Annotated in this window: 20 protein-coding genes and 1 riboswitch; of the genes, 16 read left to right on the forward strand and 4 right to left on the reverse strand. The window is 54.7% G+C overall.

What is annotated here, in order from left to right; translation table 11 throughout:
- Positions 1–62 precede the first annotated feature (62 nt).
- From IC803_RS05345 to IC803_RS05375, 7 genes are read left to right on the forward strand one after another with little or no spacing between them, the layout of a single operon-like run.
- Complete coding sequence (locus IC803_RS05345) at positions 63–686, forward strand: stage V sporulation protein AA (protein WP_081209211.1); 624 nt, start codon at positions 63–65, stop codon at positions 684–686.
- Entirely contained in the window at positions 673–1,104 is a 432-nt protein-coding gene (locus IC803_RS05350) for a stage V sporulation protein AB (RefSeq protein WP_081209209.1), read from the forward strand. The genes IC803_RS05345 and IC803_RS05350 overlap by 14 nt, the downstream gene beginning before the upstream one ends.
- 18 nt (positions 1,105–1,122) lie before the next feature.
- Positions 1,123–1,551 carry a SpoVA/SpoVAEb family sporulation membrane protein gene (locus tag IC803_RS05355; protein ID WP_081209207.1) on the forward strand — a complete coding sequence of 143 codons (429 nt, stop codon included), beginning with the start codon at positions 1,123–1,125 and terminating at the stop codon, positions 1,549–1,551.
- 17 nt (positions 1,552–1,568) lie between these two features.
- A complete protein-coding gene (gene spoVAD, locus IC803_RS05360) occupies positions 1,569–2,597 on the forward strand; it encodes a stage V sporulation protein AD (RefSeq protein WP_081209205.1) in 1,029 nt (342 codons plus the stop codon).
- Positions 2,598–2,633: 36 nt separating this feature from the next.
- Positions 2,634–2,984, forward strand: a complete 351-nt coding sequence (locus tag IC803_RS05365) for a SpoVA/SpoVAEb family sporulation membrane protein (protein WP_190304270.1) — start codon at positions 2,634–2,636, stop codon at positions 2,982–2,984.
- A 5-nt stretch (positions 2,985–2,989) separates the two neighbouring features.
- On the forward strand, positions 2,990–3,601 hold the full coding sequence (locus IC803_RS05370; RefSeq protein WP_081209201.1) for a stage V sporulation protein SpoVABEA: 612 nt from the start codon (positions 2,990–2,992) through the stop codon (positions 3,599–3,601).
- Complete coding sequence (locus tag IC803_RS05375; protein WP_081209199.1) at positions 3,549–5,027, forward strand: spore germination protein; 1,479 nt, start codon at positions 3,549–3,551, stop codon at positions 5,025–5,027. The genes IC803_RS05370 and IC803_RS05375 overlap by 53 nt, the downstream gene beginning before the upstream one ends.
- 105 nt (positions 5,028–5,132) lie before the next feature.
- Here the strand turns inward: IC803_RS05375 and IC803_RS05380 are convergent, their stop codons facing one another.
- Entirely contained in the window at positions 5,133–5,360 is a 228-nt protein-coding gene (locus IC803_RS05380; protein ID WP_081209198.1) for a hypothetical protein, read from the reverse strand.
- On the opposite strand from IC803_RS05380, the gene lysA reads away from it, so the two are divergent.
- Entirely contained in the window at positions 5,349–6,668 is a 1,320-nt protein-coding gene (lysA, locus tag IC803_RS05385) for a diaminopimelate decarboxylase (protein ID WP_081209197.1), read from the forward strand. The two genes, IC803_RS05380 and lysA, sit on opposite strands and share 12 nt — an antisense overlap.
- A 25-nt stretch (positions 6,669–6,693) precedes the next feature.
- Here lysA and IC803_RS05390 read toward each other — a convergent pair whose 3' ends face one another.
- Positions 6,694–7,569 carry a DUF1002 domain-containing protein gene (locus IC803_RS05390; RefSeq protein WP_081209196.1) on the reverse strand — a complete coding sequence of 292 codons (876 nt, stop codon included), beginning with the start codon at positions 7,567–7,569 and terminating at the stop codon, positions 6,694–6,696.
- Positions 7,570–7,607: 38 nt separating this feature from the next.
- The gene (locus IC803_RS05395; RefSeq protein ID WP_081209195.1) at positions 7,608–8,099 is read right to left on the reverse strand and encodes a CBO0543 family protein; all 492 of its coding nucleotides are present in this window, start codon (positions 8,097–8,099) and stop codon (positions 7,608–7,610) included.
- Positions 8,100–8,289: 190 nt separating this feature from the next.
- Between IC803_RS05395 and IC803_RS05400 the strand changes: the two genes are divergently transcribed.
- The 7 genes from IC803_RS05400 (at position 8,290) to IC803_RS05425 (ending at position 13,162) form a co-directional block, all read left to right on the forward strand.
- Complete coding sequence (locus tag IC803_RS05400; RefSeq protein ID WP_081209194.1) at positions 8,290–8,730, forward strand: peptidylprolyl isomerase; 441 nt, start codon at positions 8,290–8,292, stop codon at positions 8,728–8,730.
- Positions 8,717–8,845 carry a hypothetical protein gene (locus IC803_RS18345; RefSeq protein ID WP_255396845.1) on the forward strand — a complete coding sequence of 43 codons (129 nt, stop codon included), beginning with the start codon at positions 8,717–8,719 and terminating at the stop codon, positions 8,843–8,845. The genes IC803_RS05400 and IC803_RS18345 overlap by 14 nt, the downstream gene beginning before the upstream one ends.
- A gap of 48 nt (positions 8,846–8,893) precedes the next feature.
- A riboswitch (FMN riboswitch) is annotated at positions 8,894–9,026 on the forward strand.
- 221 nt (positions 9,027–9,247) lie between these two features.
- Positions 9,248–10,348 (forward strand): bifunctional diaminohydroxyphosphoribosylaminopyrimidine deaminase/5-amino-6-(5-phosphoribosylamino)uracil reductase RibD, encoded by a 1,101-nt coding sequence (ribD, locus tag IC803_RS05405; protein WP_081209350.1) that lies wholly within the window; start codon positions 9,248–9,250, stop codon positions 10,346–10,348.
- Positions 10,348–10,992, forward strand: coding sequence for a riboflavin synthase (ribE, locus tag IC803_RS05410; protein ID WP_081209192.1), 645 nt, complete (start codon positions 10,348–10,350; stop codon positions 10,990–10,992). The genes ribD and ribE (IC803_RS05410) overlap by 1 nt, the downstream gene beginning before the upstream one ends.
- A 23-nt stretch (positions 10,993–11,015) precedes the next feature.
- Positions 11,016–12,209: a bifunctional 3,4-dihydroxy-2-butanone-4-phosphate synthase/GTP cyclohydrolase II gene (locus tag IC803_RS05415; RefSeq protein WP_081209190.1), complete on the forward strand. Its 1,194-nt coding sequence runs from the start codon at positions 11,016–11,018 to the stop codon at positions 12,207–12,209.
- 17 nt (positions 12,210–12,226) lie between these two features.
- Positions 12,227–12,691: a 6,7-dimethyl-8-ribityllumazine synthase gene (ribE, locus tag IC803_RS05420; protein WP_063165397.1), complete on the forward strand. Its 465-nt coding sequence runs from the start codon at positions 12,227–12,229 to the stop codon at positions 12,689–12,691.
- Between the two features lie 120 nt (positions 12,692–12,811).
- Complete coding sequence (locus IC803_RS05425) at positions 12,812–13,162, forward strand: GNAT family N-acetyltransferase (protein WP_063165398.1); 351 nt, start codon at positions 12,812–12,814, stop codon at positions 13,160–13,162.
- A 54-nt stretch (positions 13,163–13,216) separates the two neighbouring features.
- On the opposite strand, the gene IC803_RS05430 is transcribed toward IC803_RS05425, so the two are convergent.
- Positions 13,217–13,729 (reverse strand): DUF309 domain-containing protein, encoded by a 513-nt coding sequence (locus tag IC803_RS05430; RefSeq protein ID WP_081209188.1) that lies wholly within the window; start codon positions 13,727–13,729, stop codon positions 13,217–13,219.
- 266 nt (positions 13,730–13,995) lie between these two features.
- Between IC803_RS05430 and IC803_RS05435 the strand changes: the two genes are divergently transcribed.
- The gene (locus IC803_RS05435) at positions 13,996–14,754 is read left to right on the forward strand and encodes a segregation/condensation protein A (protein WP_081209186.1); all 759 of its coding nucleotides are present in this window, start codon (positions 13,996–13,998) and stop codon (positions 14,752–14,754) included.
- Positions 14,755–14,985 lie beyond the last annotated feature (231 nt).

The following is a 14,985-nucleotide window of genomic DNA, read 5'->3' on the forward strand; positions in this document are numbered from 1 at the left end:
TGATCCTTTTTTCAGCCAAACAAACTAAAGAAAAACAAAATGGGGATAAAGGTGTGGGACAGATGGCAAACACCGTGTTCATTAAGCCGCGCCATCGCGTGCAAGTAAAGCCGGAGGCGCTCGTCACGTTGGGGCAGGTGGCGCAAATCGCTGCGATGGATGGCAAGCTCATTCGACGGCTGAAGGTGATTCCGCTTTATCGCATTCAACCGAGCGACAAAAATATCGTCATTATCGATATGATGCACATCGTCCGGGCTGTGCTCGATGTCGACGAGTCGCTCGATGTGCAGATGGTTGGCCCGTCGCAGACGATCGTCGAAGTTGTGTATGAAAAACGGCGGTTTTCGACGGCTTCTTTTATTCTTGTTTGGCTTCTTTTGTTCGTCGGTTCGGCGATGGCCATTATGAACTTTCATGAAGATGTGAGCATGCAAAAAGTGCATCGCCATCTGTATGAAATGATGACCGGCCAATCGGTCGACAAGCCGCTGCTTTTGCAAATTCCGTATTCGCTCGGGCTTGGCATCGGGATGGTGTTATTTTTCAACCATTGGTTCCGCAAGCGGATTAATGAAGAGCCCAGCCCTCTTGAAGTCGAAATGTTCAACTACCAGCAGGCCCTTGACCAATACGTGATTTTGCATGAAAACAAAGAAAGCATGAGACATCTTGACGACGCTTGAGATTTTGCTGGTAGTGTTCGTCGGCTTCGCTGGGGGGCTGGCGGTTGGAACCGGATTTGTCGCTTTTTTAGTCGTGCTTGGCGTCATTCCGCGCCTGACGCAGCTGACAAAAACGATGAAGTGCATCCACGCGTACGAGTGGAGCGCCGTCGCCGGCGTCATCGTCGGCGGATGGATGAGTTTGCGCCATTCTGTCTGGCACTTGTCGAAATATTGGCTGGCGCCGATCGGATTGTTGCATGGCATCTTTATTGGAATGCTCGCTGCGGCGCTGACGGAAGTATTGAACGTTTGGCCGATTTTAGCGAAACGCATCGGTGTTGACGATAAAATTGTCATTTTATTGATGGCGATCGCCTTCGGCAAAGTAGCGGGCTCATTGTTCCATTGGCTTTATTTTGCCGATTACTTTCACTAGAAAAAGGGGGAAGAAAACGTGGGATTAAAGGCCGATTATCTCCGTGAGGTGAAGGCGTTTCAGCCTTCTCCCCCATACGCCGCCAACGCGGCCAAGGCGTTTTTTGCCGGCGGGGCGCTTTGCGCGCTGGCGCAATGGCTTGCTGAGTGGCATGGCCGCCTGTTTGCCGCTTCGCCGTTTGCCGCTCAATTATGGGCGGTGACGGTGATGGCCGGATTGGCGATCGCGCTGACAGCCGCCGGGAGATATGACGACTTCAGCCAGTTCGCTGGTGCGGGGGCGACGATGCTCATGACGGGGCTGGCCAATGCCCTCTCCAGCGCAGCGATCGAGCACCGGAGCGAAGGATGGACGGCGGGAGTGGCCGGGCAGATGTTGAAAGCCGGGGGGGCAACAATCATTTACGGCATGATCGTTGCTTACGTGCTCGGCCTCTTTTGGCCATAACGAAAAGAGGGAAGGACATGAAGCGTGTCGGGAAGCAGACGTGGGTGTTTGATGAGGAGATTTACATCAGGGCCGCTGCCACCGCTGTCGGTCCGCTCGAGGCTGATGGGCCGCTTGGCCGCTATTTTGACATTTCCTATCGCGACTTATATTGCGGCGAAGAGACGTGGGAGCTGGCCGAGCGGCGGTTGATGAGCGAGGCGGTTGCCCGCTGTCTGCAAAAGGCCGGCATCTCTGCCCGCGATGTGGATTTGTTTTTAGCCGGCGATTTATTGAACCAAAATGCGACGTCCAACTACGTCGCGCGTGGGATGCCGATTCCGTTTTTATGCCTGTTCGGCGCCTGCTCCACGTCGATGCAGACGCTGGCGGCAGCGGCCGCTTTGGTCGGCGGCGGGCTCGCCGATACGGCGCTTGTGGCGACGAGCAGTCATAACGCGACCGCAGAGCGGCAATTTCGTTATCCAACCGAACTTGGGGTGCAAAAGCCGAAAACGGCGACATTTACCGTCACGGGAGCCGGCGCTGCGCTCGTCGGCCGCATCCCGGGGCGATGGCGCATCCGGGCGGCGACGATCGGCAAAGTGATCGACGCCGGGGTGACGAATCCGCTCGATATGGGGGCGGCGATGGCTCCGGCGGCGGCGGATACGATCGAGCGGCATTTCCGCGATTTAGGGGCATCGCCGCGCGATTATGACTTGATTGTCACCGGCGACCTATCGCGCGTCGGCAGCGTGATCGTCTGCGAGCTGCTGGCCGAATCCGGCTATGATATAAGCGACGTCTATAACGACTGCGGATTGATGATTTACCGCCCGGATCAAAAGGTGTTTGCCGGCGGCAGCGGCTGCGCCTGTTCGGCGGTCGTTACGTACGGCTATTTGCTCAACGAGCTTGACCGCGGCACGTTTCGCCGGCTGTTTGTCGTCGCCACCGGGGCGCTTCTTAGCCAAACGATGGTGCAGCAAAAACAATCGATTCCGGCCGTCGCCCACGGCGTCGTCATTGAAGCGGCCAAACGTGAGCCGGATTCGCCGCCATAAAAAGGCTTTCGTGCCTGAGCAAGGGGGAATGTAATGATGGAATACGTCCGTGCATTTTTGGCCGGCGGGCTGCTATGCGCCCTCGCCCAGCTTGCCATCGACCGCGGCAAATGGTCGCCGGCCGGCGTTGCCAGCGCGCTTGTCATCTTGGGCGTCCTCCTTGGGTTTAGCGGTGTATACGACCGGTTTGCCGCTTGGGCTGGCGCAGGGGCGACGATGCCGCTGAGCGGATTTGGCTATTTTTTGGCGAAAGGCGTGATTGTCGAACCGCGGCCGGACGGCCTAGTCGAGACCGGAGCGGCAGTGTTTCGCTTTGCCGGTGCTCTATTCGCCTTTATCGTGGCTGGCTCGTTTTTCGCCGCGCTCATTTGCAAACCGAAAGGGTAGAGATTATGAAAAAACGACGGGTGATTCTAGTGACTGATGGAGACGAATTTGCCTGCCGGGCGATCGAGCGGGTGGCCGCCGATCTTGGCGGCCGCTGCATCTCCCGCTCGCAAGGCAATCCGACGAAACTAAGCGGCGAACAGCTTGTGGAGCTTATTTTGCAAACGCCGCATGACCCGGTGTTTGTCATGTTTGACGATTGCGGCGCCATCGGGGAGGGATCGGGCGAAGAGGCGCTCCGTTACGTAGCAGCGCATGAGCAAATTGAAGTGCTCGGAGCGCTGGCGGTTGCTTCCAATACGCGCCAGCACGAATGGACAAAAGTGCACGTCAGCATCGACCGTGACGGCTTGATTACAGAATACGGAGTCGATAAAGAAGGCGTCCGCGATCTCGACGTCGGACGGATTAACGGCGACACCGTCTACTGTCTTGACCGGCTCAACATTCCACTTGTCGTCGGCATCGGCGATATCGGCAAAATGGGATACCGCGACAATGCGAAAAACGGGGCGCCCATTACGCGCAAGGCGGTCGAGTTGATTCTTGAAAGGAGTGATGGCCATGCCGGAAAAAGAGAAAAAGGAAAAAGTGCCGATCGCGGAGAAACTCGTTGACAACGCCAAGTTTTTGCAAAAACGAATCGGCGTCGGCACAAGCTTTGATTTAGGTGTGCGGAAAGTTCATGTGCTAAACCGGGAAGTACATATTTATTACTGCAACGGTTTATGCGACACGCAATATATTATCGAATTGCTAAAACAAATCGTGCGCGTCAATGACGATGAGCGCCAAGTCGCCCAAGCGCGGCAAATTATCGAGAACCGGCTTGTCCACCAGCAAGTAAGCCCAGTGACAAGCCTTGATGAGGCAGTCGATAAGCTCCTGTCCGGATTGATCATCGTCTTGATCGAAGGCGAATCAACCGGGTTCGCCGTCGACGTCCGCAGCTACCCGGGTCGGCAGCCGCAAGAACCGGATACGGAAAAAGTTGTGCGCGGCGCCCGCGACGGATATGTCGAAAACATTATCGTCAATACGGCATTGACGCGGCGCCGCATCCGTGATGAACGGCTGCGTCTTGAAATTTTGCAAGTCGGGGAACGATCGAAAACCGATATATGCATCGCCTATATTAAAGATGTCGCTGATCCGGGGCTTGTCGAGCTCGTCAAAAACGAGTTGAAACAAATTAGTGTTGATGGGCTGACGATGGGTGACAAAACAGTGGAGGAGTTTTTAGTCAGGCAAGGGTATAACCCGTATCCGCTCGTCCGCTACACGGAGCGGCCGGACGTTGCGGCGACGCATTTGCTTGAAGGGCATGTGCTCATTATGGTCGACACGTCACCAAGCGTCATTATTACGCCAACGACGTTCTTCCACCATGTCCAGCACGCAGAAGAGTACCGGCAGTCGCCGGGGGTCGGAACGTTCGTGCGTTGGGTGCGGTTTTTAGGCATTTTGTCGTCGCTGTTTTTGCTGCCGCTGTGGGTGCTGTTTGTGCTCGAGCCGTCGCTCTTGCCGGAATCGTGGGCGTTTATCGGGCCGAACAAACAGACAAACATCCCGATTATCATGCAAATTTTGCTCGCCGACTTCGGAATTGAGTTTTTGCGGATGGCAGCGATCCATACGCCGACGCCGCTGTCGACGGCCATGGGCTTAATCGCCGCTGTGTTGATCGGGCAAATCGCCATCGATGTCGGGCTGTTTGTGCCGGAAGTCATTTTATATGTCGCGGTGGCGGCGATCGGCTCATTTGCGACACCGAGCTACGAGCTCAGTGTAGCCAATAAAATTTCCCGCTTAGCGCTTGTCATATTGGTCGCCTTATTTAAAGTGCCTGGGCTCGTGATCGGAACGACCGTTTATTTGCTTTGGTTAGCCAGCATCCGTTCGCTGAACACGCCGTACTTATGGCCGTTCATCCCCTTTGACCCAGCGGCATTTATGCAAATTGTCGTTCGCCGTTCGGTCGCGGGAGCGAAAGTGCGCCCGAGCATCGTCCATCCGCAAGACCGGAGAAAGCAGCCATCATGACGCGAATCGCTCCCGTTTTCCTTTTCAACATTTAAGCGGCCGTTTCCGTTGGCACATATTGACGGCCGCTTTTCCCGTGATGGCGCTATTGCAACTTGTATATAATTATGATAAGTTATATTTGATGTTCCGCACCTTTGAAAGTGCGGGATGGGCGGGCCGTTCGCTCCGTTCGGACGCGCTCGGGTGCATGGCTGTATAGCGAGCCCGTTGTGTGGCAGAGCCGATCGCTCTGCGGCTTTGTTTTTTCAAGGCAGTTGCCGATCGCGAACTGTCTTTTTGCTTTTTTTGCGCCATTTTGATGAGGAATGAGGGATTTTCATGTTTTTTCATGGGACGAGCCGCGTCAATGAAAAAGGGCATTTGGAAATCGGCGGCGTCGACACGGTCGAGTTGGCCGAGACGTACGGCACGCCGCTTTATATTTATGACGTTGCGTTGATCCGCGCGCGGGCGCGCGCGTTTAAAGAAGCGTTCCGCCGCCATGGCGTGCGGGCGCAAGTGGCTTACGCGAGCAAGGCGTTTTCCTCGATTGCCATGGTGCAGCTCGCCGCTGAGGAAGGGCTGTCGCTTGACGTCGTGTCGGGCGGGGAGCTGTATACGGCGATCGCTGCTGGATTTCCGCCGGAGCGCATCCATTTCCATGGCAACAATAAAAGTCGGGACGAGCTGGAGATGGCGCTCAAACATGGCGTCGGCTGCATTGTCGCTGACAACTTTTACGAACTCGAGCTCATTGAACAACTGGCCGTTCCTTCCGGCCGGGCGGTCTCGGTGTTGCTCCGCGTCACACCGGGCGTCGAGGCGCATACGCACGATTATATTTTAACGGGGCAGGAAGACTCAAAGTTTGGCTTTGACTTAAACAACGGCCAGGCGGATGAGGCGTTCCGCCGTGTGATGGGATCGCCGGCGTTTCAGCTGCTTGGCGTTCACTGCCATATCGGTTCGCAAATTTTTGAAACGGCCGGTTTTGTGCTTGCTGCACAAAAAGTGTTCACAAAGATGGCGGAATGGAACAAGGAGCACGGATTTGTCCCTTCGGTCATCAACCTTGGCGGCGGCTTTGGCATCCGCTATACGGAGGAGGACGATCCTATTCCGGTGTCAGCGTACGTCGATTGCATCGTCGAGGAAGTGAAAAAGCAGGCTGAAGCGCATCGGCTTCCGCTGCCGGAAATTTGGATCGAGCCGGGCCGTTCGCTCGTCGGCGATGCGGGGACGACGATTTATACGATCGGCTCTCGCAAAGACGTGCCGAATGTCCGCACATATATCGCGGTCGACGGTGGAATGAGCGACAACATTCGTCCAGCGCTGTACGGGGCGAAATACGAAGCGGTGATCGCCAACCGGGTGCTAGGCGAGCGGACAGAAACCGTGTCAATCGCCGGGAAGTGCTGCGAGTCGGGCGATATGCTCATTTGGGATCTCGCGCTGCCCGAGGCGAAGCCAGGCGATTATTTGGCCGTCTTTTGCACCGGCGCCTACGGCTATTCGATGGCGAACAACTACAACCGTCTGCCGCGCCCGGCGGTTGTCTTCGTCGAAAATGGCGACGCCCAGCTCGTTGTCAAACGGGAAACATATGAAGATGTAATCCAGCACGATTTGCCGTTCAAGGCGAAGGTGAGAAAATAAAAAAGCCCGCGTGAAGCGGGCTTTTTTATTGACTCGAGGAGAACGCCGATTTGATGGCATTCCAAATCTCTTTTAGGATGTCAACGACATGTTGGATAAACGTTTTTCCTTCTTCCGACTGCAAAAATGCCGACAGTTGTTCTTTTGCTTTGCTGAGTTGGTCATTGACTTGATCCCAGTTGATATCAGCGCTTTGCATTTTATGGAAGAGGGAAATGAGGCTGTTGATTTCGTTTGCGCTCAGCGTAATGCCAAGGTCGTTGGCGATTCGTTCAATCAAGGCGCGTAAATCGGCGTCCGTTTGCGGCGGGTTGTTGGCGATTTCTTCTTTGATTTTCGCCAGCAAGGCGACCGCCTTGTCCGGACCGATCGAGTCGGCCAGCTTCGCCGTTTGCACCATTTCTTCGTTCGCCACTTTTTTCACAGCGTCCGGAATAGCTTGGTCAGAGGAAATTTCATACGCCTTCATTAGTCCGGTCAACGCGGCGGTGCCAGAAACCGGGAACGGGGCGGTGACGTAAATGTCAGCGTCTTTCACCCCGGCGGTAATTAAGGCGTTCGTATACATTTCTTTCGTTACCCATGTGATGTTATGCGTCTCGACATTCAGTCCGGAGCCCGGTTCGCCGATCGTAATCATCGACGATGAGATGGCGCGCGTACCGATTTGCGCTTTTGGGATGAGCCCATCCAAATATTTATGCTCTTCAGCGTTTGAAACGGTAACCGTCTGTGCCCCGTCCGGCGCTTTCATTTCTTCGAGCACTTTTTGCTTTTGCTCGTCTGTCAAGTTTTCCCCGAGCGTTACAATAACGTCGCCCGGCGCGGCATCGGCTGCCACTATGGCTGGAAACGCCAGCAGCATAACCGCCAGCAGCGATGAAGCGATCGTTCGTTTCACGCAGTTCGCCCCCCCTGTTCATAAAAAATGCACTATCATTATACCGTACGCCCGTCTGTTTTTCTATCGAAACGGCGTTCCGCCTTCGCCGCCAGACGGCGCACAAGGAGAAAGTGAATCAGCAAAATAAGGAACAAAAGCGGGTACAAAGCCGCTGAGTAGGAAAGCTTCCAGCCGCGGTAGTACAGCAGCCCCGTCCGCAGCGCGGCAATTTCATAGAGAACGGAAAAGAGCGACCACCCACCGATATAGGCGGCTTGCTTCCAAACCGGCTGCCGCAGCGGGTAAATGTTTAAAAACAGAAGATTGACGATGGCGTAAACAGAAATCATGAACAAATATGCCGGCCCGTCAACCCCGGGATCAAAATAGCCGTATAAATGGTATTTGAGATCGAGAAATAAATCGGCAGAGAGGCCGAGACAAATGGCAAACAGCGAGGTCGTGTACATTTCAAGCGTTGAAAGCTGTTTTGGCATGATGATAAACAAAACGAGAAATACAATTACGGTCACCGTCATCAACAACATCACCGGAAGCCCCCCTTGATCGTTTAACCCCGCCTATGATTATCACTAGTGTGCCCATTTGTGCTTCATATCAATTGTTATATTAAAAAAACATTAGGTGTGTGGGTGAACAGGCATTTTTGCTTTCTTTCCGTTGGCCAATCATGGTATGATAAAGACGGTTCAAGCGTGACAAAGGAGATGAAGCGTGATGGCGAAAAAAGGTTATCTTTTGATGGAAAATGGCGGGAAAATTGAATTTGAACTGTTTCCGAATGAGGCGCCGGTGACGGTGGCTAACTTTGAAAAATTAGCGAACGAAGGATTTTATAACGGGCTGACGTTCCACCGTGTCATCCCCGGGTTTGTCAGCCAAGGCGGTTGTCCGCGCGGCAACGGGACGGGCGATGCCGGCTATACGATTCCGTGCGAGACGGACAACAATCCGCACCGGCATGTCACTGGGGCGATTTCGATGGCGCACCGCGGCCGCGATACCGGCAGCTGCCAGTTTTTCATCGTCCATGAACCACAGCCGCACTTAGATGGGGTGCATACCGTCTTTGGCCAAGTAACGTCCGGGATGGACGTCGTCAAGGCGATGAAAAACGGCGATGTGATGAAGGAAGTGAAAGTGGTTGACGAACCGTAAGCAGCGGACGGAAGATGACGAGCGGACAAGCCGAAACAATTGGCGGTTGTTTTTCTTCTTGCTGGCGGCCAGCTTATTATGGGGAGCAGCATATTGGCTTTGGATCGCCAAGTGATGATGCAAGGCTGCCAATGTGGTATAATAGAACATAATCATATCGCAATGCATCCTTCGGGGCAGGGTGAAATTCCCGACCGGCGGTGATGAGGCCGATGCCTCTCAGCCCGCGAGCCGTATAGGCACGATCCGGTGCGATTCCGGAGCCGACAGTATAGTCTGGATGGGAGAAGGATGAGAATGTGCGCACGGCTGTTTTAAGCCGAGCGGTGTCGGCAAAGGTGGCGTCTGTCGTCCGGCCCGCATGGCAACAGCCTCCGTTTCCGTACGGCAAACACAACCTTGATTAACGAACGAATGTTCTTGTTTGCCGTTATGCGCATCATGGATCATTCTCTCACGTCTCAAAGCCCCGGAGCGTCTCCGGGGTTTTTTATTTTATAGAGGAAAGGTGGGTATGGTGTACAACGATGAATATTACATGCGGTTGGCGCTTGATGTAGCTAAGGCTGGGATTGGTCAAACGTCCCCCAATCCTGCTGTCGGCGCCGTCGTCGTGAACGGCGGCATGATTGTCGGACTCGGCGCCCACTTAAAAGCGGGGGAGCCACACGCCGAGGTGCATGCGATTCGCATGGCCGGCGAAAAGGCGCGCGGGGCCACAGTATATGTGACGCTTGAGCCGTGCAGCCATTACGGCAAAACGCCGCCATGCGCCGATTTGCTCATCGAAGCCGGCGTCCGCCGCGTCGTCGTGGCGACGACCGACCCGAATCCGCTTGTCGCCGGAAAAGGCATTGACAAGCTGCGCCGGGCGGGCATTGACGTGGATGTCGGAATATTAAAAGAAGAAGCGGATGAGTTAAACCGCATGTTTTTCCATTATATTGCGACGAAAACGCCGTTTGTGACGATCAAGTATGCGTGCAGCCTCGACGGCAAAATTGCGACGGCGATAGGGGAAAGCAAATGGATCACATCCAACGCGGCGCGTGAGGATGTCCATCGTCTCCGCGCCCAGCATGACGCCATTTTAGTCGGCGTCAACACCGTGATGGCTGACAACCCGAAGCTCACCGTTCGCATCGGGGAACAACGGAAAAACCCGCTGCGGATCATTTTGGATACAAACTTGCATACGCCGCTTGATGCCCATGTTGTTGCCGACAAGGAAGCGGAAACGTGGATCATCACCGGCGACGGCGTCAGCCGGGAAAAGATGAAGGCGTATGAGCGGCTTGGGGTGCGCATCGTGTCGATGGCGAGCGCGCGCGTTGATGTGGGCGATGTGCTCCGCCTGCTTGGCGAGCAGCGCGTCACGTCATTGTTTGTCGAGGGCGGCTCGCGAGTTCATGACAGCTTTCTTCGCGCTGGGGCGGTCAATGAAGTCGTCGCCTATATGGCTCCGAAACTCATCGGCGGCCGTGAAGCGCCAACGCCCATTGGCGGTTTTGGCTTCTCGCGTCTCGCCGAGGCGATGGAGCTTGACATCCGGCGAGTGGAAATGGTCGGTCCGGATATCAAAATCGTCGCTGTACCGAAAAGAAGGGGGAGAGCATGATGTTTACCGGTATTATTGAAGAAATCGGCGCGATTGAACAAATGAGGCAAACGGGCGACGCCATTGTGATGACGATTGGCGCCAGGCGGGTGCTTGAAGACGTCCAGCTCGGCGATAGCATCGCCGTCAACGGCGTCTGCCTGACCGTCACTTCATTTACGGATCGACAGTTTACGGTCGATGTCATGCCGGAGACAGTGAAGGCAACAGCGTTGCGCACATTAAAGCCAGGGGCGAAGGTGAACCTAGAGCGGGCGATGGCGGCCGTCGGTCGGTTTGGCGGCCATTTTGTTACCGGGCATGTCGATGGCGTCGGACGCATCATCCGGCAATGGCCGAAAGCGAACGCCGTCTACTATGAAATCGAAGCCCCGCCCTCACTGTGTTCATATATGATTGAGAAAGGGTCGGTGGCCGTCGATGGGACGAGCCTGACGATTTTCGGCTTGAGCGAGCGCACGTTTACTATTTCGCTCATTCCGCATACGCGGGAGGCGACGATTTTAGGCGAAAAACGGCCCGGCGATCTCGTCAATATTGAGTGTGATATGATCGGCAAATACGTCGCCGCCTTTCTCGCAGCGAAAGAAATGTCGCCTTCCGGATTGACGGTGGGGTTTTTGGAGCAGCACGGCTATAAATGAGCGGGAAAAGGGGGCAAATGACCATGTTTGATGCGATCGAAGCGGCGCTTTCCGCGCTGAAAAACGGCGAAGTGATCATCGTTTGCGATGACGAAGACCGGGAGAACGAAGGTGATTTTGTGGCGCTGGCCGAAAAGGCGACGCCGGACGTCGTTAATTTTATGATTACGCACGGCCGCGGGCTCGTCTGCGTCCCGATTACGGAAGAATTGGCGGCGCGGCTCGGGCTTGAGCCGATGGTCACCCATAACACCGATGCGCACGGCACGGCGTTTACGGTAAGCATCGACTACAAAACGACGACGACCGGGATCAGTGCTTACGAGCGGGCGGCGACGATCCAGGCGCTGCTTGATCCGGACGTAAAGGCGAGCGATTTCAAACGCCCAGGGCATATTTTTCCACTAATCGCAAAAAAAGGAGGCGTTCTGCGGCGCGCCGGCCATACGGAGGCGGCGGTCGATTTGGCCCGCTTATGTGGAGCGAAGCCGGCCGGCGTCATCTGCGAGATTATTAAAGAAGACGGGACGATGGCGCGCGTCCCTGATTTGCGGGATATGGCCGATCAGTTCGGACTAAAAATGATTACGATTAAAGATTTAATCGCGTACCGAAGCCAGCGGGAAAAACTAGTGAAACGCGAAGTGGAAATTTCGCTGCCGACCGAGTTCGGCGAGTTTCGCGCCATCGGCTATACGAACGTTTTAGACGGAAAAGAGCACGTCGCCCTCGTGAAAGGCGAGATCGTTCCGGACAAAGCGACGCTCGTGCGCGTCCATTCGGAATGTTTAACCGGCGATGTGTTCGGTTCGTATCGGTGCGATTGCGGCCCGCAGCTGCATGCGGCGCTGCGGCAAATTGAAGCGGAAGGGAGCGGGGTGCTGCTTTACATGCGCCAAGAAGGGCGCGGCATTGGACTCATGAACAAGCTGCGCGCCTACAAGCTGCAGGAGCAAGGGTATGATACCGTCGAGGCGAACGAGAAGCTCGGCTTTCCGGCCGATTTGCGCGACTATGGCATCGGGGCGCAAATTTTAAAAGATCTCGGCGTGACGAAAATGCGTCTGCTGACGAACAATCCGCGCAAAATCGCCGGCTTAAAAGGGCACGGGCTCGAAGTCGTCGAACGCGTTCCGCTTCAAATGCCGCCGAAAAAGGAAAACGAAAAGTATTTGCGCACCAAATATGAAAAATTAGGGCATATGCTTCATTTTTGATGAAAGGGGAACGAACCATGAACGTCATCGAAGGAAATTTCGTCGGCACTGGGCTGAAAATCGGCATCGTCGTCGCCCGCTTTAACGAATTCATCACCGGCAAGCTCTTGTCTGGAGCCATTGACGGCTTGACGCGGCATGGCGTCAGCGACAGCGACATCACTGTCGCGTGGGTGCCGGGCGCGTTTGAAATTCCGCTTGTGGCGAAAAAAATGGCCGAATCGAAGCAATTTGACGCTGTCATTACGCTTGGCGCCGTCATCCGCGGCGCGACGAGCCATTTTGACTACGTGTGCAGCGAGGCGGCCAAAGGTGTCTCCCACGCGGCGCTTGCAAGCGGCGTTCCGGTCATTTTCGGCGTTTTGACAACCGATACGATCGAGCAGGCGATCGAGCGGGCCGGCACAAAAGCGGGCAATAAAGGATGGGAGGCTGCTGTTTCCGCGATCGAAATGGCGAATGTCTTGCGGACGCTTGCGTAATTTGCGTAAAAAGGCATGAAATGGTTCACAATATCGGTGAGAATGTTTATAATACGTATAGAGAAAATGACAAACACTTTTCCTTTTCGGAAAAGCGCTTGTCGATAATGAGGGATTTTTATGTTGATCCGTTACCGAAAAAACTATGAGAAAATTGCCATGGGACTGCTGTCGTTTATGCCGACGGAAAAAGACTTGAAACGGCTGCAGCAGACGATCAAACAGTACGAAACGAACAGCGATTGGCAACTGTTTTTATGGAAAGAAGGGGATGACATCGTCGGCATTATCGGCGTCCTGCTGCGCGCTCCCGATGTTGTGCAAATCCAACACATTAGCGTCAACCCGTCACACCGCCACCAAGGGATCGGGAAACAGATGGTCAAGGCGTTAAAAGAGGCGTACCCTGACCGCCGGCTGTGCGCCAATGAGTGGACCGCCTCGTTTTTCGATAAATGCCAAACGTGCTAGCTGAATAAAAACTCGGCGCGGCGCCGCGCTTTTGCGGGCGGCGGAGGGGCGAGCTTATTTCCCCTCCGCTTTGGCCCGCTTTTTTTGTTCGCGAGCGGCGATGATGGCGGTGCGATCGCGCCGCCGGTGTTTGTCGACGAGCTCAAGATCAGCAGCGTTGCTTGCCTGTCCCCAAACGAGCTGCCGCTCGGCGCAGGCGGACCGGCACTGCTCATAGAGCGAGCGGTCAGCAATCGGCAGTTCGATGCTTTCATACGGTTCGCCATGGGCGATGCGTCTGGCCGTATCATCGAGCAAGGCGGCGAGCGCCCGATCATCGAGGCCGAGCCGGCGAATCATCCCGCGCGCCTCCTTAAGCAACGCCCGCGCCCGTTTCACAAGGCGCAGCGCCCCAGAGGTGTTGCCGCGCCGATAATGGTAGAAGGCGACCGCGATTTGGATCAGCACAAGCCATTCGATTGTTCGGCCGTCTCGTTTCCACTGTTCCTCTAAAATTTCATGACATTCAAAATAGTCGCGGTCGCCATGGAAATGGACTAAATAATCAATATACGCCTTCGGATACATCGACCATCGTTCCTTTCGCAAAGGCCTAACCAGCCTGAAAGCGGCCCCGCCGTCGGGGTGAAGCTGACACCGCCGCCTTGTTCCTTGCCTGACGGCAGCGGCTGCCATGCCGAAGGGAAAGCTTCCTTCTTCATTATACGTCGCCGCGGCCCCAAGGGCAAAAAAGCGGCCGGTTTCCGTTCGCTTCATCGTTTGATTATGGTACAATAAGTGTACCGCAACCGAGGACGGGATGCACGGACGATGGCTGTGGAAAAAATGGTGGGATGGATGTGCAATTGCCATACAGTGTCAAAATTGAAGCGTTTGAAGGGCCGCTCGATTTGCTGTTGCATTTAATCAATCGCTATGAGATTGATATTTACAATATTCCAGTAGCGCAAATTACGGAACAGTATATGGCGTACATTCACGCCATGCAAGAGCTCGAGTTGGATATCGCCAGCGAATATTTAGTGATGGCGGCCACGCTGCTGGCGATCAAAAGCAAAATGCTGCTGCCGGCGCCGGAGGAAGAGGTCGACGGCGACATCGAGTTTGTCGAGGCGGACGATCCGCGCGAAGAGCTGATGCAGCGGTTGCTCGAATACAAAAAGTTTAAAGAAGCGGCGCGCGAGCTGAAACAGCGCGAAGAAGAGCGGGCGCTTTTATTTACAAAGCCGCCAAGCGACTTAAGCGCGTATGCCGATGAAAAAAAGGCGGCCGCGCTGCTTGACGTCAACGTATACGATATGTTGGGCGCCTTGTCGAAACTGCTGCGCCGCAAAAAGCTGCAAAAACCGGTGCGGACGAAGATCTCCCGCCAAGACATTTCCGTCGAAAAGCGGATGGCGGAAATTTTGCATGAGCTGAGACAAACGAACGGGCGGAAACACTTTTATGAGCTGTTTCCGGCTTATGACCGTTCGTATATCGTCGTCACTTTTTTAGCCATTTTGGAATTGATGAAGCAAAATAAAATTATCATTGAACAAGAGCGGAATTTCAGCGATTTGTTTATTGCGGCCAAACACCCGGCCGTCTAGAAGGTCGGTGAAAAACGGCTGTCACGCGCAAATGAGCGGCATTTCGCCAAAAAAGAAGGTTGATTTCGCAAGGTTTTTCCAATTGAGAAACAGCTGGAACTAGCAGTATTTTGTACGAAATCACCAGCCTACTAGGGCGCGCCGGTTTGGCTGCGGCGGTTCGCGGCAGCGGGCCGCTTTCCTTTTGCGGCGCCGCCGATTTGGTAAATAGCGCAAACAATGTTCCGCTGG

It is taken from the genome of Geobacillus sp. 46C-IIa, assembly GCF_014679505.1.
Taxonomy (GTDB): domain Bacteria; phylum Bacillota; class Bacilli; order Bacillales; family Anoxybacillaceae; genus Geobacillus.